The 21,248-nt window shown below is 36.9% G+C and carries 20 protein-coding genes and 1 tRNA gene; 8 read left to right on the top strand and 13 right to left on the bottom strand.

The genetic code is table 11. The features are described from left to right. The first annotated feature begins 57 nt into the window (after positions 1–57). Complete coding sequence (locus IQ247_RS24830) at positions 58–582, top strand: TolB family protein (RefSeq protein ID WP_193924049.1); 525 nt, start codon at positions 58–60, stop codon at positions 580–582. A gap of 196 nt (positions 583–778) precedes the next feature. On the opposite strand, the gene IQ247_RS24825 is transcribed toward IQ247_RS24830, so the two are convergent. From IQ247_RS24825 to IQ247_RS24785, 8 genes are all read right to left on the bottom strand, one after another. Further along, entirely contained in the window at positions 779–1,624 is an 846-nt protein-coding gene (locus IQ247_RS24825; protein WP_193924048.1) for a GNAT family N-acetyltransferase, read from the bottom strand. Between the two features lie 171 nt (positions 1,625–1,795). Further along, complete coding sequence (locus IQ247_RS24820) at positions 1,796–2,209, bottom strand: NUDIX domain-containing protein (protein WP_193924046.1); 414 nt, start codon at positions 2,207–2,209, stop codon at positions 1,796–1,798. A 133-nt stretch (positions 2,210–2,342) separates the two neighbouring features. Next, on the bottom strand, positions 2,343–3,545 hold the full coding sequence (locus tag IQ247_RS24815; RefSeq protein WP_193924044.1) for an AAA family ATPase: 1,203 nt from the start codon (positions 3,543–3,545) through the stop codon (positions 2,343–2,345). Positions 3,546–3,796: 251 nt separating this feature from the next. Next, positions 3,797–4,150: a hypothetical protein gene (locus tag IQ247_RS32805; protein ID WP_228060011.1), complete on the bottom strand. Its 354-nt coding sequence runs from the start codon at positions 4,148–4,150 to the stop codon at positions 3,797–3,799. A 9-nt stretch (positions 4,151–4,159) separates the two neighbouring features. Then, complete coding sequence (locus IQ247_RS24800; protein WP_193924039.1) at positions 4,160–4,345, bottom strand: hypothetical protein; 186 nt, start codon at positions 4,343–4,345, stop codon at positions 4,160–4,162. 281 nt (positions 4,346–4,626) lie between these two features. Beyond that, positions 4,627–5,019 carry an alr0857 family protein gene (locus tag IQ247_RS24795; RefSeq protein WP_193924038.1) on the bottom strand — a complete coding sequence of 131 codons (393 nt, stop codon included), beginning with the start codon at positions 5,017–5,019 and terminating at the stop codon, positions 4,627–4,629. A 32-nt stretch (positions 5,020–5,051) separates the two neighbouring features. Continuing rightward, positions 5,052–5,546 carry an HNH endonuclease gene (locus IQ247_RS24790; protein ID WP_228060012.1) on the bottom strand — a complete coding sequence of 165 codons (495 nt, stop codon included), beginning with the start codon at positions 5,544–5,546 and terminating at the stop codon, positions 5,052–5,054. A gap of 84 nt (positions 5,547–5,630) precedes the next feature. Then, on the bottom strand, positions 5,631–5,885 hold the full coding sequence (locus tag IQ247_RS24785) for a hypothetical protein (protein WP_193924036.1): 255 nt from the start codon (positions 5,883–5,885) through the stop codon (positions 5,631–5,633). 70 nt (positions 5,886–5,955) lie between these two features. Between IQ247_RS24785 and IQ247_RS24780 the strand changes: the two genes are divergently transcribed. From IQ247_RS24780 to IQ247_RS24770, 3 genes are all read left to right on the top strand, one after another. After that, positions 5,956–6,291, top strand: a complete 336-nt coding sequence (locus IQ247_RS24780; RefSeq protein ID WP_193924035.1) for a ribbon-helix-helix domain-containing protein — start codon at positions 5,956–5,958, stop codon at positions 6,289–6,291. A 779-nt stretch (positions 6,292–7,070) separates the two neighbouring features. Then, positions 7,071–9,098 (top strand): sensor histidine kinase, encoded by a 2,028-nt coding sequence (locus tag IQ247_RS24775; protein WP_193924034.1) that lies wholly within the window; start codon positions 7,071–7,073, stop codon positions 9,096–9,098. Continuing rightward, a complete protein-coding gene (locus IQ247_RS24770; protein WP_193924033.1) occupies positions 9,095–9,658 on the top strand; it encodes an SRPBCC family protein in 564 nt (187 codons plus the stop codon). The genes IQ247_RS24775 and IQ247_RS24770 overlap by 4 nt, the downstream gene beginning before the upstream one ends. Positions 9,659–9,744: 86 nt before the next feature. On the opposite strand, the gene IQ247_RS24765 is transcribed toward IQ247_RS24770, so the two are convergent. Next, positions 9,745–9,817, bottom strand: a tRNA-Glu gene (locus IQ247_RS24765). A 375-nt stretch (positions 9,818–10,192) separates the two neighbouring features. Between IQ247_RS24765 and IQ247_RS24760 the strand changes: the two genes are divergently transcribed. Next, positions 10,193–12,112 carry a cation:proton antiporter gene (locus IQ247_RS24760; protein ID WP_193924032.1) on the top strand — a complete coding sequence of 640 codons (1,920 nt, stop codon included), beginning with the start codon at positions 10,193–10,195 and terminating at the stop codon, positions 12,110–12,112. Here the strand turns inward: IQ247_RS24760 and IQ247_RS24755 are convergent. Next, positions 12,079–12,726, bottom strand: coding sequence for a cytochrome b N-terminal domain-containing protein (locus IQ247_RS24755; protein ID WP_193924031.1), 648 nt, complete (start codon positions 12,724–12,726; stop codon positions 12,079–12,081). The two genes, IQ247_RS24760 and IQ247_RS24755, sit on opposite strands and share 34 nt — an antisense overlap. 86 nt (positions 12,727–12,812) lie before the next feature. Then, entirely contained in the window at positions 12,813–13,505 is a 693-nt protein-coding gene (locus IQ247_RS24750; protein ID WP_193924030.1) for an esterase/lipase family protein, read from the bottom strand. A 714-nt stretch (positions 13,506–14,219) separates the two neighbouring features. Here IQ247_RS24750 and IQ247_RS24745 point away from each other — a divergent pair. After that, entirely contained in the window at positions 14,220–15,974 is a 1,755-nt protein-coding gene (locus IQ247_RS24745) for a hypothetical protein (protein ID WP_193924029.1), read from the top strand. Positions 15,975–16,208: 234 nt separating this feature from the next. On the opposite strand, the gene petE is transcribed toward IQ247_RS24745, so the two are convergent. Both petE and IQ247_RS24735 read right to left on the bottom strand, forming a co-directional pair. Beyond that, complete coding sequence (gene petE, locus IQ247_RS24740; protein WP_193924028.1) at positions 16,209–16,628, bottom strand: plastocyanin; 420 nt, start codon at positions 16,626–16,628, stop codon at positions 16,209–16,211. Between the two features lie 146 nt (positions 16,629–16,774). Then, positions 16,775–19,771: a UPF0182 family protein gene (locus tag IQ247_RS24735; protein WP_193924027.1), complete on the bottom strand. Its 2,997-nt coding sequence runs from the start codon at positions 19,769–19,771 to the stop codon at positions 16,775–16,777. A 438-nt stretch (positions 19,772–20,209) separates the two neighbouring features. Between IQ247_RS24735 and IQ247_RS24730 the strand changes: the two genes are divergently transcribed. After that, positions 20,210–20,407, top strand: coding sequence for a hypothetical protein (locus IQ247_RS24730; RefSeq protein ID WP_193924026.1), 198 nt, complete (start codon positions 20,210–20,212; stop codon positions 20,405–20,407). A 148-nt stretch (positions 20,408–20,555) separates the two neighbouring features. Next, positions 20,556–21,227 (top strand): Fe2+-dependent dioxygenase, encoded by a 672-nt coding sequence (locus IQ247_RS24725; RefSeq protein ID WP_193924024.1) that lies wholly within the window; start codon positions 20,556–20,558, stop codon positions 21,225–21,227. Positions 21,228–21,248: the final 21 nt, after the last annotated feature.

Raw genomic sequence — 21,248 nt, 5'->3', positions numbered from 1 at the left:
GGGGTGATGGGGTGATGGAGTTAGGAGTTATGACCTTTAATCTTTGACCTTTAACCTATGACCAAATACTTTATTTCAATTTGCTTATTTACAACTTTAACTTTATTAAGTGCTTGTGGTTCTCCACGTATACTAAGTTACTCATTTGATAATGGTGGTAGCAGCCTTAATTCTGGTGCTTCCGAGTTAAATCCTCATATTTCCGGTCGATATATTGTTTATACGAGCGATCGCCGGGGTAGCCAAGATGTTTATATGTTCGATAGGATGACTCGTACCTTGATTAATTTACCTGGATTGAATTCCTTTGACGCGATCGCAAATCATCCATCGGCTTCTCAAGATGGTAGATACATTGTGTTTGCTGCTTCTGTGGAGGGAAGAAGTAATATTTTTCTGTACGATAAAGAAACTCGCCAATCGCGTAATTTAACAGGTAATTTGCAAGCAGAAGTCCGTAATCCCACAATTAGTGGTGATAGTAATAGAATTGCTTTTGAGTACACTTTAAACGGACAGTGGGATGTGTTGGTTTATGATCGTTTGGGAAGACGTTTGAATATACCCCAAGAACCACAATAAAATAATTCAGATTATTAAATTATATAAATATTAATGTAGATTAATGTAGAGACGTTGCAGTGCAACGTCTCCAATATTTTGTCAGGTAATAAGTCGGGTTTTGATGATGATTTTGTAGTGTTAAGAATACTTAGCTCGTAAAAACCAGACTTCTGTGATTATCATCGTAGTTTACTTACACATAGAATTAGTTTCGTTAACTTGAAGTCGAAAAAGAATAATTATTCCAATCAGCTACAGGTTTATAACCAATTTGTTGATATATTTTATTAGAAGTTGGGTTAGATAAATCGGTAAATAAAAAACAGAATTTATAACCTTTATCGAGCAAAGTTTGACTTAAAGCTGCCACACAAGCACCTGCATAACCTTGTTTCCGATGTTCCGGTGGTGTATAAACTGTATTGATTCCTGCACCATTAAGAGTAAAACGTCCGCTACTAGCAAGTGAAACCGGAATTTCATTTTCCCAAAAGTAAGTTATACCTTCTTGCAATCTCGTTTCAACCCAGCTTTCGCTATCCGATTCAATAGCACCTAATGCTTCTAAACAAAAAGCATCATGCCAAGATTTAAGAAGTTGTTTATCATTTTCTGTAGCTAATCTGAAATTACCTTTGGCTTGTAAAAGTAACTCTACTTTTTCTAATTTATAAATACGTAACTTCTCTTTTAATTGATAAGGTTTACCTGTCGATAAACACCATTTTTCTGCAAAAGCTTGTGCTTCAATTACAGGAGCATTTATATTCATTAGCGATTCTTTTTCTTGCTGTAAATCTTGAATAATAATATCTATTGCTGTTAAATCTTTTATTTTTGACAGCAACAAGTTATGAGCAACTGTCATCATTACTACTGCAATAATATTTCCATCTTGTTCTACTGCTGCTAAATAAGGTTTGATTTTACATCTGTCTGGATTATTAATTAATCTGTTGCTAACTCCCAACTGTAAATTATGTAATACTTCGTCATCTAATAGATAATTTTTTACTTTTGTATAAAATAGATTTGCATCTTCAAATTTATGTAGTTTCATAATTACATTTATCGTCATTTTTAGCTGTGGGGAATAACCCCAAGGACTGGGATTGCTTCACTCACTTCACTCTGTTCTATATGCGCTATCGCAATTACATTGTATAATTAACTATGCTTAAATACTTATAATCTTAATCACTTAATAGATATAGCACCCAGTATAACCTTACTAAAAGTATTTAGATTCGGGGTGGTTATTAAAATACTTGTCTAACTCTTCTAATAAAGAATCCAACCATCCTTTTCTGATGTTATGGGTTGGATTCCATTTTTCCCATTTATATTCGATATGTTCTGCACTAAGCGTTATTTCTCTTACTGTCTTTAGCCATCCCAAAAATATCACTTTTTTGCCATCCGTATCATTATATTCATAACGGAAATTTGGGTCTAATTTTACATCATTATGTAATATTCCAGTTTCTTGTTTTAATTCGTCGAATGCACATTTTAGTTCATTCTTGTTATGTACGTTTTCCATTTTACCTTTTGGTATATCGTATTCATTATTCTTAGATTTCTTAAGCAATAGAAAACTTCCTTGCTTTGTCATTAAGAAGACACCACAAGTTATTTTACTCATGAATTATTTACCTTTAGTGAATTAAGTATTCAAATTAATGAAAAAGCCTCGAAACTCTTACAGAGTATCAAAGATTCTTAATTCACAGAAGACATAATTAATACATAACCAAAAGTTTTTAAACTTAGAAAAATTAGACGTATTTATAATTAAATTCATACATCAAATCAACCCTACCTTTACGTAACATTGCGGGGTCTAATCTTTCTGTGGTATTGCAAGTCATTAACATCACTAATTTTTGCTGGATTTGAATTCCGGAATCATCAATTACACTTTGATACAAAGTTCCATCCAACAAGCTCAAAATATGCTCTGTCTTATTGCTATATTGCGCTACTTCACTAGCACGATTTTGTGCTAAATTATCAGCTTCATTGATTATGATACAAATCCGTTCTAAATAACTTGGTGGAACAAAATTAGAAATCGCATCGTGGTCTAAAATAAAAATTACATATCCCAAAGGTACAAGAATTTCTTTAGCAACTGCTTGAGTCCATACGCTTTTACCCGTACCAGGTTCACCATGTACCAATACTGCTAGTTGACTTTGAGTTAAAACCGCTTGCTGTACATTATCTGTAAAATCCTGAATATCTTGAGGAAAACTATTAATCGAAAACTGAGTACTAATTTTCCCTACACGACTTTGATATCCACTTAACATAACTGCTAAATCATAAGTCGATTTATTAATTAATGGGGTTAAATTTTGTGCCATCAAAGTATATTGTCTTCTTCCTCTTTCGTAAGGGTCAATTTGCAGCCAAACATCGTATTTAGACCAGTAAGCGTAAACAGTATTGATTACTTCTAAACGTTCCCAACTTTTAAATTTTTCGATAGGTAAATAAAAATCTCTTTCTAGATAATATTGGGTAATCAAGTCAGGAATTTCTAATAATGTCAGAACTCTAAATACTGTAATTTCTTGGAGTCTATTTAATAAATAATCAATGGGAATGCTACTACGGCTGACAAATTGAACTATTGGTGTTTCCGTACTCAAAATATCTTTATAACGATGGTCTGGTGTCAGTGGATCGGGAGTAATATAGTTCCAATATTTCTCAAATTCGTAACGAGTATCTTCTGAAGCCAAATTTATTAAATTAGCCCACCAAGCATAATGATTTCTTCCTATTGTCTGAGCAAGGCTGCTGGTTAAATTTAAGGTTTTTTGAGTTAATTCCTGAGAGTCACTAGATAATAGCTGCCACAAAAATTCCCAGTTTAATTCTCGATAAAAAGGTCTCCAACCGCAAGCAAGTAAGTTTTGACGATTGTTGTTGGTGCGAGAATTTTCTTGATGATCGAAATAATCAAATCCCATATTTTCAGATTTAAAGATGTTATGAGTATTCTGATACTACTTGAGGTTTTTGATTGAAAATTTTAACTTAAATAAAGGTCAGTTCGACAGTGAAAAATGAGCTTCCACTTCAGTCAGAAGTTTGCTCAAGAAGTCTGGTTTGATTTTTCAAACGCAAAGTAACGCTAAGTATATCGCAGAGTTTCGCAAAGGCAAAGAGGAAGGAAGAGAGAGAAATAAAGAAAAATCAACTAATTACGAATTAGGAATTATTAATGTAGTTCACTTCCACCTTTACGAAGTAGATATCTATCACTAATTAATTTTAAAGCTACTCTACCGATTTTTGGATGAGTTCGCTCACAAGCGGGTTGAATTACCACACCTTCCATCATGCAATCTGGAGAAAGTAGACTATTAATACCTATTACTGCCTTATAGCGTTGAATAGCTTGACGAATGTAAATTATTGCTGTTTTTTCGTCGTAGCAAATCAGATACCATAGCGCAACAGTTAAATGTGCCTGATGATTCCACTCACAATAGGGTAAAGTACAATTTTCAAACCGATTAATTAAGCTTTTAATATCAGCTTCTGTTTGGTAATTCTTAGTTCGACCGTTCATGATTTAATTTTACAAACGACACCCGCGTTCTAAATAATAAATTTGTTGAATTTTATCAATATATTCTGGCGGTTTGGTAATTTTAGCTTTTTGAGATTTAAAATCTAATTCGGAATTTTCGCTATATGATTTTTTCCAATATTGCCAACCTTCCCAAGATGGACGGTACACAGTAAATGAACGAATATACAACATATTTTTCTTTGCAATATCTTTTTCAATTGCCCTGCAATAGTCATATACTACATAAATACTACACTAAATACAACAGATTTCCTAAAAAAACGGAGAATAAATTTGGGATTTTTAATTTATTCTATAAATGAATTTGGGGGCTTTAGAGCAGTTGAGATTTTAAATTAAATTTTGAGTCTTTAATCTAAAATCAAAAATCCCAAATAACTAAGACAAACCAAGCAAGATATAAATAGACTTTTTCTTGATTGGATTGCCTAATTATTGTTAAATTGAAAGGTTTAGTCTATAACAACAGAAGCACTTTTATGAGCTTCTAACCATAGTTGGTGCAAGAAACATTCAGTACTATGGTTCATAGTTGTCACAAATCCACCGTTCATGCTCTGTGCGCTAACTGATAGCCAATAACCCCGTAGAGTAACTTCTACATACTCTGCGTCACAAGCATAAATATCTATGACTTCGCCGCTGTCATTTTGGTTTATTTGAGTACGTAGTTGTGCTAATCCTGGTAAATCAGCAGGAAGCAAAAAGCACGCAGTACTGGGTTCAACACACAAACTTTGACCGACTCGCAAACTTAATATGCAAAAGACTTGTATCCATTCTTCTATGGGTTGAGTTAAAAGCTCTAGGTAAAAACTGTTTTCTGTATAAGTTAGTTTTAGCATTCCTCATGCTCTCCTGTTATTCCAGGGAAGGCTTACACAACACCTTTCCAAAACTGTTCTGCAAAAGAAATAGTTGGATGGACGGGTGCTTTTGGTTTTGTCCGTAGTTGCATCCCAGATTCTTTGGGGGTACGGTTACTTTTGCGAGAGTTACATTTAGAACAAGCAGTAACAACATTCTCCCAAATATGACGACCACCACGAGAACGGGGAATCACATGATCGAGTGTTAAATCTTTATTGGTACCGCAGTATTGACACCGATAGTGGTCTCTTCGTAAAACTTCACGACGATTTACAGGTGGGACTTTCCACGTCCGCTCACGAGAAGCAATTTTTAACCGAATATGCTGCGGTACGTAAACTACCAAGCTGGGCGAGCTAATATGCCATCCGTTTTCCGTGGTAATCTCTAATGGTTCCGCTTTATTAGTTACTAAAAGCACTACAGCTCGCTTAATATTTACTCGACACAGCGGCAGATAATTTTGGGAAAACACTACCACGGATTTTTCTAATACTTGCATCGCGCCGTTCACAGCTTGGCTCCTTATAAAAAACCCCGCTTCCTTGGAAAAAGAAGCGGGGATTAAATATTGACTTTCAGGTCTTTATTTAAACTTTGGTACGGCATTTATATACCAATACCTCCCGCTTGTTTTATCTAGTTCTAGTTGTTTGAGCAAATAAGTAATTTTGGTATATTCACAATCTGGATTATTTTGTGTAAACTGCCCGTGATTTTGATTACATTCGCCCATAAATAAATACTCCACTCCCATTGCTGCTGATTCCCAACTGGCTCGGCAGTTGGTTATAGATGAGGAAGTAGAGTAGGTCGCGATCAATATCACAGAAAATTTCACCTGTTGAACATTTCTTTAAACATACTACACTTGTATTACTATCCTGTCTATAGTTTTAAGGAGAAAAATCATGCATACAATTGCTCGCACCCCTACCACCGAAATGGAAGTAACCAGTATCCGCTTGGAACGGGAGTTAAAAGATAAACTTAAGGAATTATCTGGAAATCAGGGATATCAAGCATTGATTCGAGATATTCTGTGGAATTATGTTCAGCAAAAATCCGGTGAGTGGAAGCCGAGATTCTCGCGTGCTGATATTCGAGCAAGTATAGATGCAACGTCCCAGCAACAAGAGCGCTGTGTGCTTACAGGTCAACTAATCCAAGCTCAAGAACCGATGCTGCTAGGACTGACAAAAACTGGGGATATGGTTCCTCTGAGCGTAGAGAGTTTAGCTGGCTAATTCTTCTTCAACGAACTAAGCCCAATGATTCCATTTCAATTAATCATTGGGCTAACTTATTTTTATGTAGATTTTGTTTTATATTTTTAATCATACTCATAATTAAATCATAATTGATCAATTGTATAATGTTAACTTATCAAAAATTGTAAATATAGGTTAAAAAGCCTTTTTGTAGGGTTTTGATGATTTATAGGGGGTGTGACAATACTTGACATATGCAAACCTTGAGACTAATAAGTAAGTGACCGTCAAGAATAGGAGTTGAAAATAAACTACCCTACTATCCGATGATGATTTTTTCTGAGCTTGTCCTTGAATAACAATTATTTTTGACGATAATCGATAAAAAATATCCTTATAAAAGCTCTTGTAGCAAAAATAAATAGTACGATGATAATTTTCACCCTCAGTGGGAATGCGGATGATATTTACAGAATTTTTGATTCTACTCTAGAGAAAATACGGTTTGTCTGGAGTTCTACAAAGGATATTCTAGGTCTGAGAAAGCAAAAAAAACTAAATGCATCCACTGAAGCTAACCTTAAGTATAAGAAGCATTTCAATATACATAATTAAATTTTTTATTCGCACAAAGATTTTTTATATACCAATGACAAAAGTCATTTTAGATAGAAAGGGGCTATAACAGGTGAAAGAATTTATTTGTAGAACTGAAATTGGTTCATCAGGGTGCAGCTACAAAAAAACAAGGTAAACAAAATACCAGGAGGTTGGGTAAAACGACAATGGAGTCATTATCCAAGAGTGTGCCATAAATGAAAAAGCATATAATAGCGTCACCGCCGCAGCGCTCGGATCAACAACAAGACTTGGAACAACACTACTTTAAACTGATGCAGCATCAGGAAACACCTGCCCATTGGTTGGTATCCGAAATCAATCAGATTATTGCTAGCAGCACACCTACCGATGGGATGCTGCTAGGAATTGCTCGACTAGTAGGAAATGCTTTCAAAGTAGATTATTGTTGTTTGGTAACACACCCCCAAGAGGGAGAAGAACCAACTACTGCTAGTTGGAGTAATCAAGAGAGTTACTTCGCTTTACCTAACTCAAATCAAGCATTTTCCATCGAACAGCTGGAATTACCAGTAGTACAGTGTGCAGCTGAACCGTTTACGATTGAGGATATTTCTAAGATTCAGGAGAGTTTGGTAATTGGGTGTCAAAATTTCCCTTTACCAATAAAAGCTGTACTCGCAATTCCGACTCGGTTTGGTGGTGAAAATAATGGTGTAATTAATCTGATTAAATCCGAACCTTATGAATGGAGTAATGCGGAAAAAGAATTGCTCAAAGCAGTAGAATCTTGCTGCGCGATCGCTTTTGCCCAGATAGCACAAGCAAGGGTAATTTCTTCACAAAAACAGCAGGTGCGAAAAAGTGAACAGCACCAAAGTTTGATTCAACAATTAACTATACTCAACCGCAGCAATTTGGAATTTAACCAAATGCTTCAGTTGGTTGTCTCCTCTACGGCTGAAGCTCTAGGAGCTGACCGTGGTTTATTAATATTATTAAAATATTCAGACCCTTTATTTAGGATTCGTAATAAGACGCAAATTCCCAAAGCGAAAGCAACTGTTGTTAGTGAATGGTGTAGACAGACTGATTCTTCGCTTTGCGATCAGTTGAAATCTATAGAAGAATCTTTTTGGCTTGCGGACTGCGGTATATCTCAACGTGCTTTTAAAGCATCTAAGCCTGTAACTATAAATGATAATTCAGATCGGCGTAAAGATACTTCTACTATTGCTCCGATATTTGTTTTAGACAAGTTACCAGCGATTATGCTAATGCCTTTAGAAAGCCAAGGCAAAGTGTTAGGATTCTTGGTATTACAGCAAAGGCAACGTCGCAATTGGCAAGAGGCTGAATTAAATATTGTGGAAATGGTTTGCGTTCAAATCAGTAACGCGATTATTCAGACGCAAACGCTCAAACAAGTACAAACTCTAGTAGACGAACGTACTGCTCAACTACAACGCAGCTTGGAAGTTCAAGCTAAGTTATACGAGAGAACGCGGCAATATGTCCAGCAGTTGCGAGAACTTAACGAACTCAAAGATGAATTTTTGAGCAACATGAGCGACCGTTTGCGCTATCCTTTAACAAATATGCGTATGGCGTTGCGTAATTTGCGTCACCCCGACATTCAACCCGACCGTCAAGCGAGATATTTAGATATTCTAGAGCAGGAATGTACTAAGGAAATTAATTTGATTAATGACTTGCTTACACTCCAGAAGTTAGAAAGCCATCAGGAACGTCCACAGTTTGAAACAGTTGATCTAAATCTAAAAATTCAAGGTATAGCAGCATCTTTTGAGCAGAAATTAGCCGAAAAAGGGTTGAGTATTTCTGTTTATTTACCCAAGGAAGAACTCAAGCTGCAAACTGAAGTAGAAAGTTTTGACCGCATTCTCCAAGAATTGCTTACAAACACTTATAAGTATTCTGAACACGATAGCTCTGTAGAACTACAAGTCACCCAAATTTGCGAAACACAAGCCAATCAAATCCAAATTCAGGTAATCAACGTTGGACGTGGTATATCTGAGGAGGAAGCCACTTTCATATTTGATAAATTCCGTAGAGGTAAAGGTCGATGGACTCCAGGTACGGGATTGGGATTAGCTTTGGTTAAGTCTTTGATACAGCATCTCAATGGCACAATAACCGTAGAAAGTACTTCTATAGAAAATTCCGAATTAAGCAAAATCTGCTTTACTTTAACTTTACCTCAGTTTTCTGATGATACCGAAGTAAATGAACTTTCATGATTAAAGAACAAAATACCCCACAATCCGATTCAAATTTCCAAGGTAATTACAGTAAAAATCTGGATTTACAATCTGTTACCGTTGAAGTTGAAAAAATTGCAGAACGTCAGCGACAAATTACTGCTAAAATTCAAATTCCTCATTCTGTAGAAACAGTTTGGCAAGTATTGACTGATTATCAATCTTTAGCTGAATTTGTTCCTAGCCTTGCTTGTTCTCGTAAATTAGAGCATCCCGACGGGGGAATTCGTCTAGAACAAATTGGTTCCCAACGCTTGCTAAAGCTTAATTTTTCTGCACGAGTAGTTCTAGACTTGGAAGAATCTTTTCCAGAACTAATTAGTTTCCGCATGGTAGAGGGAGATTTTAAAGATTTTAGCGGTAGCTGGCGTTTAAATAACTGTGTTTTAGATAGTCAGACTGGTACCTTACTTTGTTATACGGTCAAGGTATGGCCTAAATTAACTATGCCGATCAGAATTATCGAACCTCGCCTTTCTCAAGATATGCAATCCAATCTTTTAGCTATTCGTCAACGTGTAGAAGAGTTAGCCAGTTAATAGAAAAGGTAGATATTCAAATGAATTCTACCTTTTAAAATTATCTAAAAATATGTTTAATTATTTAACTTAACTTAAGTTATAAATACCCCCAAGGGAATTCGAATCCCTGTCGCCTCCGTGAAAGGGAGGTGTCCTAGGCCTCTAGACGATGGGGGCTTGTGTTTTGAACTTTTATTAATTTAACGATTTCCTGGGAAAATGTCAATAGCTTTGAGCAAAAAAATCTTGATGATTACTTAATTAGTCCCCATATTGAGAACAGCAGGTTAAAGTGGTTAAAAGTAAATAATTTGGAGTTATTGTTTTGTTCTTTATTTTTGCAATACAAATATACTTGCTAAAATGCTGTTTACTTCCGAATCGATTTAGGGGCGATTGTACAAAAACTAGCAAAATGGTGTAAGATAGCCAATCTGAGGAAAAACTTAACAGTTCGACAAAAAATGAGGTGTACCAACCTTTCATTTATAGAGTTTAATATTTACTATTCTTAACAAAAGATTTTGAAAAACACGGCTCAAAATCTCCAACATGGAAGCATCTTTTGACATCACCTTGCAAGTGGTGATTGCTGTCGTTGCAGGCATCAGCGCCCAAGTGCTGGCTGCTTACCTGAAAGTGCCTAGCATTGTTTTTTTGCTGCTATTCGGTATCTTTTTGGGTTCGGATGGCATTGGTTTATTACATCCCCATTTGCTAGGCATTGGATTAGAAGTAATTGTTGCTCTGGCAACGGCAATAATCTTATTTGAGGGCGGACTGGACTTAGAATTACGAGAATTGGGCAGAGTTTCTACTAGCCTGCAATTACTCGTAACTTTAGGAACCTTAATTACATTAATGGGCGGAAGCATGGCGGCTCACTGGCTAGGAGAATTTCCTTGGCCGATTGCTTTTCTCTACGCTTCAATTGTGGTAGTTACAGGTCCAACAGTCGTATCTCCACTACTCAAGCAAATAAAAGTAGACCGGCAAGTAGCAACGCTTTTGGAAGGAGAAGGTATTTTAATTGACCCTGTAGGAGCAATTCTTGCAGTTGTAGTTCTTGATACTATTTTGAACGGCGATGCTGACCCTTTAAGCGCGATCGTAGGTTTGTTAGTGCGCTTGGGTATTGGGGCTTTTATTGGTGCTGCGGGTGGTTGGCTGCTCAGCTTATTTTTCAAGCGAGCCAATATCTTGTCATTTGAACTAAAAAATCTGGTGGTGCTGGCTTCAGTATGGGGCTTATTTACTTTGGCTCAGATGATTCGCAGCGAATCGGGACTAATGACAACAGTAATGGCAGGAGCAGTATTTGCCAATTCTTCTGTACCTGAAGAACGCTTGTTACGGCACTTTAAAGGTCAGTTAACAATTCTTTGTATCTCGGTACTATTTATCTTATTAGCGGCTGACTTATCTATTGCCAGCGTGTTTGCTTTGGGCTGGGGTAGTTTGTTCACCGTTTTGGCGCTAATGTTTGTCGTGCGACCGATAAACATTCTTTTATGTACATGGAATAGTGACCTCAACTGGAGACAGAAGCTGTTTTTAAGCTGGGTTGCCCCAAGAGGTATTGTTTCAGCCTCTGTTGCTTCATTATTCGGAATTTTACTGACGCAACGCGGTATCAATGGTGGCGATGCTATCAAAGCCTTGGTCTTTCTGACGATTTTGATGACAGTTTTTTGTCAAGGACTAACCGCAGGCTGGGTTGCTAAATTACTACAAATTACTTCCAAACAAGCAACTGGAGCAGTAATTGTTGGTTGCAATCCTTTAAGTTTACTGATTGCTCGCTTCTTCCAAGAACGCGGTGAAACTGTAGTAATGATTGATACAGACCCAGAAGCAAGCCAGCAAGCAGAAGCGCAAAATCTCCGGGTTTTAACTAGCAGTGCTTTAGATGCCAATGTTTTAGAAGAAGCTGGACTTGATTCTGTAGGTACTTTTCTGGCTATGACCAAAAATGGTGAAGTTAATTTTGTTTTAGCTCAACGAGCGGCGGAAGAATTTGACCCACCCCGTGCTTTAGCAGTCTTTCCCCGCGACCCTCAAGCCAGTACCAAAAATAATAGTAAAGTTTTACAAGCTTTTCTTCCAGACTTCAAAATTAAAATTTGGAATCAACATCTTAACGATCAACAAATCAAACTAGGAAGTATGACCTTTAAAGACCCTGGTTTTTCCTTGCAAAAAATTCAGTTACAAGCATTAATCCGGACTGGGGACTTACTACCATTATTTGTAGAAAGAGACGAAAAAATCCACATGATGGCTGCTACTGAAACTTGGGAAGTTGGCGATCGCCTGATCTACTTGTTGCATGACCCCAGACCAGATTTACTTAAACGCTTGTCTGGCGGAAACCAATCGACTCGTCTTTCTTTAGAAAATTTACCGGAAGTAGAAGAACTTCCCATTGGGAGACTATCTCAACTTTCTGCTACGGATGCCCCAATACCTTGAATTAATTCTTCTGAATTGGGCTTGCTGGCTTGTTTTTCAACCCACAGCACGCTAGATAAATGGACTATCGCTAAAATAATCGCAGCGGTAGAGAGAATATAACTGTGTATGGTATATAGTCTCTGAACGGTCAAGGTACTAACACCACTACCACCAATCAGAATTTCTCTTAACTGTTCACCCACAAAAGGAATAGCTTCAATGGTTCCTAACTCAATATTAAAGCGCCAAAATCCCAGTTGATCCCAACCCAAAATCATCGAAGTCCAACTCAATCCAATCACGGCTAAGGTCAAGAATATTCCACTTACCCAAGCTGTATACCAACTTTTGGTAAACTTCCTGCCTAAAAACATCACGACAATTTGAATTAAGGCAACAATAATTACCCCATTGCCTGCAAGATTGTGAGCTTTACGGAATAACCAGCCATATTGAATTTCTTCTGTGATCATCTTCAATGACTGGTAAGCTCTGCCAGAAGCTGGTTCATAATATATAGACAACAAAATTCCAGTAGTTGCGGCAATTAAACAAAAAGTCACAATTACTACTGATAAAATCGTTGCCGTCCGCCGCATAACCGTGTCAAATCGGCTTTCTTGTACAACCATAAAACCTTCCTCTCTCAGGAAATCCTTATTTATTTTTATTATAATTTTAACTAAGAAATATTAACTTTTGCTAAAAAAATATACAATTATGATAAGTATTTTACCCAATTTCCGATTGATTCTGGGGAACCATACCAAATTTGAGGGCTTCTAGGAGAATGCATTACACCTTCAATAATTAGATTATTTGCACCACTCAAATGAGCAGCTTCGATGGGTGTAATTCCATCACCCCAAGTGTTACCATTACCACAAGTTAATTTATAGCTGCTGAAAGCTAACCAATTTCCCAATCGTCTTTGTCCAAAAATGGTTTTGCCTGCCACACAGACGTAACGAACTTTTTCGTAGAATGCTCCGGGATAATTATTATTTACAAAATCCAGATTTGAGCGAGTCCAGCGCTCTAAGCTTGTATGAGGTGTACCCAAAGTAACCAGAGTTGCAACCTGGGGATGAGCTTTCCATGTCAACAAGTTTGCGCTACTTTTACCATAAGGTACTTCTCCCAAATAGATACGGGATATCCAACCTCCTGCGGAGTGACCAATCAAATTAACTTGAGAAACACCATACTGTTGTAATATGCTTTTTACCGTGCAGTCTAATTGCTGCAAAATTGGAATTACAGATTTTCCTCCCACAGTTGCTATCCAGTCCCGTCTTTGTAACGGTACTGTGAGCGTAGGAAAACCCAAATTTTGCAATGATTTTTCTAAATTATAGTAAGCTTCGGCGCTTTCAAAAAATCCGGGTAAAATAACTGTAGGTAATGTCATTTGGGTGCTTTGAGTAGGGAAATTTAATTGGTGAAACTTGCAAAAAAAAATAAATGTATAGATAATGTATAACTTATACGTAAGTAAACACTAGAATTGGTATTATCTAAACATTGCTAATGGATGAAGATAACTTATAATTAAAAATTATCTCAGTCTTAGTTTTTGAAAAGTATTTTTGCAAATACAGTTTAAAGCGTTCCAGTTTTGGCTGAAAATTGGTAAATTAATGTTTATCAAACCATTTTACTTTAGAAATTTTAAGGACAAGGGGAACGACAATCAGCTATCGGTCAGTCGTAAAAACTAATGATTGAAACACAAAAACTTCCGGAAGCTTGCCAATAGATTGTAAAAAATATATATAACTCTTCGTGAGTGGTAGTATATTTACTTAAGTAATCTATCCCCGTTAAACTAAAAAATACAGTTTTAAAAGTGATGATTTTCAAAGTCCTCGATCAAAAAACACAACTTCTGAGTACAACCAGTTTTCATTTATAATATGCTCTTGCATTGATACGGTGATTAACTGTTTGTACAACTGCCAGTCTTGCTATGATGGGATTTGCGGATTTGAAGTTATGATTTGTAGAGGAGCGCATCTAAATCTAAGAGGGTTAGTTAGTCAAATCATTATTATTGCCTGAAAACATTGCCAGATAGATTAAATTTCTAGTCAACCGCAACCAAGCTAAGTGAGCTATAATAGCCATGTCTTACGTCTCAGTACTCAAAAATATACCCGAATTCTTAAGCCAACCGGCTGGAATAGCAGCCATAGCATCTGTCGGTATTCATGGTGCAATTGCTTTTATCCTGCCTTTGATGCCTGTTGACTCTAAAGTAAACCAAAACGCATCCCCGAAAAGTGTTGGGGTAATGGAATTATCTGAAGCAGAACAAAGTAGGTTGCCCCAAAATAATAGCCCTCAAGTTTCAGCATTGCCCCAGGTTCCTCTACAATCTGCAATTCCTCTACCTAACTTTGCGGTTCAGCCAACTCCTTTAGATACAATACCTCCCAGTCCGGATTCCACAAAGGTGATAATACCATCTTTGCCAGAATCATCGGTTAATCCAAATATCTCGTCTTTACCAAAAAGTCAGCCTTTACCGATACTTCCCCAGCCAAATTTTGACTCTTCATTTAATGTTAAAGCAAAATCTGACGGGTCTTATCGTCGTTTTAACCAGAATATCAATTTAGGACAATCGGCACCATTAGCGTCTAGAAAAAGAAATGCAGCGCCGATAACATCTTCGCCTTACAATTTACCTGATATACCTCCAATACAATCGGCACCGTTACCTCCGGAACTTGCTGGGATTCCAGCACCACCACCGCTTCCTCCGACATCGGGTAACGATATCGTAGCTATTAATCCCCAAATTAACCCGGATATGAATATTAATGGGGCTGTAACTCAACCAAGAGCAGTTAACCCCGAAGACTTTATCGCACCCGTTAACAGGAGTATTCCGCAACCGGGTGATAACTTAACGTTAGCAGGACAAAGTTTGCAACAATGGGGACAACAATCTGGTCCTAGACGAATTGAACTACCAAATCAGCCATCAACAGCGGCTGAAAACACAAATCAAAACACAAATCAAAATACAAATATTTCACCTCAAGATGCAAGAACTTTAACTCTCGCAAAACAGTTTGAAGAAGTAAGGGAACGGTATCCTAACTCTGAAATTAAACAGCCAATTTCTGAGGTAGTTAAAACCAAGCCCGGAAAAGAAGGTAAAATTGAGGGTACCTTAGTTATTGATTCTGAAGGCAAAGCAGATTATTTAAAATTTGTTGATCGCTCAGTTTCCTCAGAGCTTCAGAAAGAAACCAGAAATTATTTCCGTAATTATTTCAAAGAAAATCCCATCCGTAGAAATGGCAAAGCCAAAGTATACGCATTTACCCTTGATTTTAAATCAGATGTGACTGATACTGCTCGGACTGTGGAATTTTCTAAGCCCCAGGACAAATTAGCTGATCGTCTGCGTTCATCTAAACAAGGTGAAGTGCAAGTAAATCAAAATCCATCTAAACCTGAAAATATATCTAGAAGTTCGGTTCCGGTTAAAGTTGATGCACAACCGAATCGGAGTGCTGTAGTGGTTCCTAGTGTAACTCCAGCACCAGTTACATCTAAACCCCAAGCTGAGATCAGAACTAACAAACCTGCTTCTGCATCTGAGAATAATGATCAAACAGCGGTAGAAGTGCGACTTAGAAATAATCAACAAGTCCCAAGCGTACCAGCTAAACCTACACCCCAAGCACGAGTTAATATTAAAGAACCCGCACCGCAAGTTACTTCTAAACCATCACTTGCAAATCGACTTGTAAATCGTAAAGAAGATTCTGTTTCAGAAGAAAATTCCTCAAAAGCATCTAACTCAGCTAAAAAGCTAATCCAGCGGTTACGTGAAGTTAAGGAACAAAGATCCGGTTCAAAGTAAGGAAAGTAGTCAAAAATTCCTTTAGACTATAAATATATAGAGACGGGGCATAGTTCTACGTCTCTTTTGCATTTTTGTCAAAGTAAATTAGAATAAGCGGTACCTAATTTAACTTTAGTTCGTGAAAGAAGTCGGGTTTTTCGCAGAAGTATCTCTAACATTAGACAAATTTTTATAAAAACCCGACTTCTCAACCAAAGTTCTGAGCGATTAAATCTTTGACTTAATCATTAATTAGCCTTCGACAATAACTTTGCCAACCATACCAGCACCACGGTGAGGTTCACAGTAGAAAGTATACTCACCAGCAGGTGCATCTGCTGGAATGGTGGTTGTAAATTCTTGCCCCGGACTCATTACTAACTGCTTGTGAGATAAAGTTTTAGCTAAGTCCGCACTTTTCGCAGGGTTTTGAGCAGCATCAAATACAACGTTATGTGGAGGAACTTTATTGTTCACCCATTTTATAGTATCACCGGGTTGAACTGATAACTTAGCTGGTTCAAATGCCAACATTCCTTTATCGCTACCTAATTTAACAGTATATGTTTCAGCCGCAGCACTAGGAGCAAAAGCCGCGAAGCTGCTGACAACTAACAACATAGTCAACGCAGCTAAACCCAAACGTCTTAAAGTGGACGCAATCAATCTCATTGCTTTCTCCCAATAACAGTCTAAAATTTATCTTTCTTCCATTCTAAATAAAATTACGTCCAAATATGACAATCTGTCATATATAAAAATTTTTGTAAATTATTGGTCAATTAATAGTGCAATTTGAATTAAATGTGCTAATAGATTTACTCTGATACAGGTAGTTGTGGTGGTATCGCTTCCGGGATAAAAACAGGGGTTTTAATTTCATTTGCATCGAAAATAGTCTCTAAAGCAGCTTCTAAAGTTTCTTCCATGACAATTTGGTTGTCGTAAGCAACAATTACCCGAACTAAAGTCGGTAAACTATTTTCCTCGGCTTCCAGATACACTGGTTCAACGTAAAGAAGCGATTGTTCGATGGGTATGACTAATAAGTTACCTTGAATTACCCGCGAACCTTCACGATTCCATAAGGTAATTTGTTCAGAAATTTCCGGTTTTTGGTTAATTAAAGCTTCTATTTGCTGTGTTCCGTAAACTAATTCCTGCTTGGGGAACTCGTAGAGTAATAATTTACCATATTGGCTGCCATCAGAACGCGCTGCCAACCAAGCAATTAAGTTTCGTCGTTGGGTAGGAGTAAAAGGACGTAGTAAAATAAATTCTTCATTTTGAGCGGTAGGTAATTTTGTAATCAAGTAGTAAGGTTCAACTTGCTGCTGTTCTGTACCATAAATTTCTGTAGGAATTTGCCACAAATCTTCTCGGTTGTAAAATACCTGTGGGTCAGTCATATGATACGCTAACAAGCGTTCCGACTGAATGCTAAAGTAATCTAATGGGTAGCGAATATGACTAAGAAGAGTCACAGGCATTTCCGTTAGAGGTTTGAACATCGATGGGAAAATTGCCCCTAATGTATTAATAATTGGATCTGTAGGGTCGGCAATGTAAAAATTCACATCACCGTTGTAAGCATCAACAACAATTTTCACAGAATTGCGAATATAATTAAATTGATTTTTGCCGGGGTCAGAATAAGGATAGTGGCTACTGGTAGTGTAAGCATCAATTATCCAATATAAATATGTTGGTTGACCGTCGATAGTTGTTCCTTTACCATCCGCTGCTACTAAGTAAGGGTCGCGGTCAAAATGTAAAAAAGGAGCTATTGTACGTATTCTTTGTCTAATATTACGGCGAAAAAGCACCTTAGTCTCTGGCTTAAAATTGCGGGTTAGCAACATCTGCCAATCTTTAAGATACTGTGCAAAGAGCAAGCGTCGTAAAGGTGAGCCGATAGGAATTCCACCACGTCCGTCATAAACATTAAACTCGTTGGCATTTCCACTAGGATAATCAAACTCTTGAGTTTTTGTCCTCGTCATTACATAGGTATCGGCAATTTCTCCATAATAAATTCGTGGATTTGCAACCGGAATACTGGCACGAATTTCTGCATTCGATATTAATAAAGAACCTTGATTCCCGGAATTTTCAACGCCAATATCTTTAATGTAATAGTAGGGTAATCCACCAGGAGCGACTTGGTTTACTGGACTCAGAGTAAACCCGTAGCCATGAGTATAAACTAAATGTTTGTTTACCCAAGTTTTGGCTGCATCGGGAACATCGTTGTAGTCGAGTTCTCTTGCAGCAATGATAGTTTGTTGTTTAAAAGAAGCTTGGGAATTAAGACTGCGTTTGAGAGTATAACGGTCAATATCTGCATCTGGGAACTTGTAATAAGGTCGAATTTGTTGTAATTGACGGTTACTTTGTAAAAGTGGACGTGTATCCCACAACCGAATATTAGCAATCGTTAAATCATTTTCTTCTAAGTCAGATGCTGTCAGATTATTTTGAGGATTAAAAGTAGTCGCATCGATACTATTTAAATTGAATGCTTCGCGGGTAAGTTTGATTGTACGTTCTATATAAGGCTGTTCGCGGGTGATTTCGTTTGGCTGTACGATTAATTTTTGTACTAGTGTAGGTAGTAAACTCACAGCAACAGTTGCGACTACAAGAAAGAATGCCGATACGTAAACTAATTGAGGTGGATAAGGTGTACGTTTTAAAGTATATTTTCTTCTTTTAGATAAAGTTAAAGTTCGTAGCATCAGGTAAGCTGCAATCCCGATAGCTAAAATACTTAAGCTGGTATAAATAGGTAGCAATACGTTGACATCTGTATAGCTAGCACCGTAGTTTACCCCTAATTGGGAATATAGAAGCTGATACCGTAATAACCAGTAACGTAAAGCTACAGTTAACATTACCAAGGAACCCAAACCGTTGAGATGCATTCTTTGCTGTACGGTAAAACCGGGAAATTTCCCTTCACTCAAACTGTTTGCAGAACGTAAATAAATCAACCCTACCGCAGCTATACCCAATAAAAATAGTCCTAATAACCAAAATTGTAGAAGTTCCCAAATTGGTAAGGAAAAAACGTAAAAGCTAATATCCCGATTAAATAAAGGTTCACTAACATTAAAGCTATGGGCGTGAAAATATTCTAAAACATTTATCCACCGTGCCGATATTAAAAAACCTAAAAGTAAACTCACAAATACCGAAAGCGCTCTTATCCAAAACTCATAACTAATAAAAATTGCAGCAGTCAAAAGCAGCACTACTATTAATTGCAAAATCGAGATTACAAGTTGCCGGAACCCTAATATATTTAAAATTAACTGCAACCAAGATGGAAATTGTAGCAGTTCCGAAGGTAATTCTAATTGAGGATACCAAATATTTAAAACTTGCTGACTGTAAAAAACTACTATCGTTCCTACTAAAACACTTAATCCGAAAACCGTCGGTAAAAGCCAACGCAACTTCAATCCATAAGAATATAGGGAAGAACTAGGGGTTTTTCTAAAATTAGGAGAATTGAAAAAATTTCCTTTTTGTTTATTAATTATTTCTTGATTTTCGTATGGTTGTTTAGGATGCTGAAACTTCCTTGCTATAATCAAATTACCCAGCAAAAAACACCCTGAAGTAAAAAAGGCGATCGCCCACAATCCTAACTGCGTTATTAACCGCAAGATAAACTCTGATAAATACTCAACTTCCTCAAACCAAATCAATTCTGCTACTAGGTGAGAGGCTAAATCAAACATTAGCCAAAAACCCAACAATACCAAAATTATGCGGTAACTTTTTTGAGAAATAAGATTAGCTATTTGCATCACGAGTAAAGTATGTTTTCACGGATGGGATTGAAATTAGATATGATTTTGATTATTATATTGATGATATCTGAACCAGAGGATTCAGGTGTACAATAGCTCAGATTTTTTCTTGCCACGATTATTTCTATTTTGACCTTTTATTAATGACCGGAAAATCAAGTATAGAAAACTTAATAAGTATTAATTATCTGAAATATATATATTACTCGATAATCGATAATTAAAATTATATATATCACAGACAACTTGCTTTGTAACCAATCTTGTAGTCTAAACTTCTTGCTTATAATTACAAATACAAGTTACAATTGCCTGCAATTAGCTTTCAATCTAAGAAGCGTTTGTTCTCGACTTATGTTCAATAAGTATCGAGATTTTTAGGTGCTGTGGATTAACAAACTACTTAACAACTTAATTAAAGTGAGGAGTGTGGAAATGCGTTCAAAAACAATTGCTTTATTTCTTGCATTAGGTATGGCTGCTAGCGTAACTGCTTGTGGTGGAAATGAAGCTCCTGAAGGTGGAGAAGGTACTGAAGCTACCCCCGGTGTTGAACAAACTACACCTGATGCTACACCTGGTGCTACTGAAACCCCAGAAGGTGGCGAAGGTGGTGAAGGTGGTGAAGGTTAAGATAATTACCCAATAAAACTACTTTCTGATTAGATGAACTCATGGGCGAGATAAAGGTTAAAATCACCTCTATCTTGCCCAAATTTGCATAGTTGCTGATTAATTGTTAGTTGTTCTAAGAATCAACCTATGACCTATGATCTAAAATATGATTCTTATTATAGAAAATGTTTTGACAGCAGAAGAATTAGACATAATTACTGCCAAACTTCAAGATGCTGAGTTTGTTGATGGCAAACTGACAGCAGGATGGTTTGCAAAAACAGTTAAAAATAATACACAATTATCAAGTAGTGCTGAGGTTGGTCAGGATTTGAGAACTATTGTAGTTAAAGCCCTCAGACGCAACAGGTTATTTGAATCAGCAGTGAAACCAAAAGTTATCCGTCCGATCATTTTTAGCAGTTATTCCCAGGGTATGTACTACGGTTCTCATACTGATAACGCCATAATGGGTTTAGAAAATCCGATACGTTCTGATGTCTCATTTACCTTATTTCTCAATTCTCCCTTAAGTTATAAAGGAGGAGAATTAGTTATTGATACAAGTTTAGGAGAACAAGCTTTTAAACTAGAAGCCGGTTCAGCAATTGTATATCCATCAACAACCTTACATCGAGTAGAAACAGTAGTTGAAGGTAAACGCTTAGCAGCAGTTAGTTGGGTACAAAGTTTCGTTCGTGAACCAAGTGAACGGGAAATTCTATTTGAACTCGACACAGCCAAACAAATCATCTTTCAAAAATATGGTAAAACACCAGAGTTTGATTTAATTAGCAAAAGCTATGCGAATTTATTGCGGAAATGGGCGGAAGTTTAGAAGGGATGGGGAGATGGGGGG

Source organism: Plectonema cf. radiosum LEGE 06105 (genome assembly GCF_015207665.1).
GTDB lineage: Bacteria > Cyanobacteriota > Cyanobacteriia > Cyanobacteriales > Nostocaceae > Rivularia > Rivularia radiosa_A.
The sequence above is the reverse complement of the archived record's forward strand: the minus strand, read 5'-3'. Positions and strand labels throughout refer to the sequence as shown.

Coding starts and splice junctions, on each gene's coding strand:
- IQ247_RS24830 (WP_193924049.1), top strand. CDS start 58: ATGACCAAATACTTTATTTCAATTTGCTTATTTACAACTTTAACTTTA.
- IQ247_RS24825 (WP_193924048.1), bottom strand. CDS start 1,624: ATGAAACTACATAAATTTGAAGATGCAAATCTATTTTATACAAAAGTA.
- IQ247_RS24820 (WP_193924046.1), bottom strand. CDS start 2,209: ATGAGTAAAATAACTTGTGGTGTCTTCTTAATGACAAAGCAAGGAAGT.
- IQ247_RS24815 (WP_193924044.1), bottom strand. CDS start 3,545: ATGGGATTTGATTATTTCGATCATCAAGAAAATTCTCGCACCAACAAC.
- IQ247_RS32805 (WP_228060011.1), bottom strand. CDS start 4,150: ATGAACGGTCGAACTAAGAATTACCAAACAGAAGCTGATATTAAAAGC.
- IQ247_RS24800 (WP_193924039.1), bottom strand. CDS start 4,345: ATGTTGTATATTCGTTCATTTACTGTGTACCGTCCATCTTGGGAAGGT.
- IQ247_RS24795 (WP_193924038.1), bottom strand. CDS start 5,019: ATGCTAAAACTAACTTATACAGAAAACAGTTTTTACCTAGAGCTTTTA.
- IQ247_RS24790 (WP_228060012.1), bottom strand. CDS start 5,546: ATGCAAGTATTAGAAAAATCCGTGGTAGTGTTTTCCCAAAATTATCTG.
- IQ247_RS24780 (WP_193924035.1), top strand. CDS start 5,956: ATGCATACAATTGCTCGCACCCCTACCACCGAAATGGAAGTAACCAGT.
- IQ247_RS24775 (WP_193924034.1), top strand. CDS start 7,071: ATGAAAAAGCATATAATAGCGTCACCGCCGCAGCGCTCGGATCAACAA.
- IQ247_RS24770 (WP_193924033.1), top strand. CDS start 9,095: ATGATTAAAGAACAAAATACCCCACAATCCGATTCAAATTTCCAAGGT.
- IQ247_RS24760 (WP_193924032.1), top strand. CDS start 10,193: ATGGAAGCATCTTTTGACATCACCTTGCAAGTGGTGATTGCTGTCGTT.
- IQ247_RS24755 (WP_193924031.1), bottom strand. CDS start 12,726: ATGGTTGTACAAGAAAGCCGATTTGACACGGTTATGCGGCGGACGGCA.
- IQ247_RS24750 (WP_193924030.1), bottom strand. CDS start 13,505: ATGACATTACCTACAGTTATTTTACCCGGATTTTTTGAAAGCGCCGAA.
- IQ247_RS24745 (WP_193924029.1), top strand. CDS start 14,220: ATGTCTTACGTCTCAGTACTCAAAAATATACCCGAATTCTTAAGCCAA.
- petE (WP_193924028.1), bottom strand. CDS start 16,628: ATGAGATTGATTGCGTCCACTTTAAGACGTTTGGGTTTAGCTGCGTTG.
- IQ247_RS24735 (WP_193924027.1), bottom strand. CDS start 19,771: ATGCAAATAGCTAATCTTATTTCTCAAAAAAGTTACCGCATAATTTTG.
- IQ247_RS24730 (WP_193924026.1), top strand. CDS start 20,210: ATGCGTTCAAAAACAATTGCTTTATTTCTTGCATTAGGTATGGCTGCT.
- IQ247_RS24725 (WP_193924024.1), top strand. CDS start 20,556: ATGATTCTTATTATAGAAAATGTTTTGACAGCAGAAGAATTAGACATA.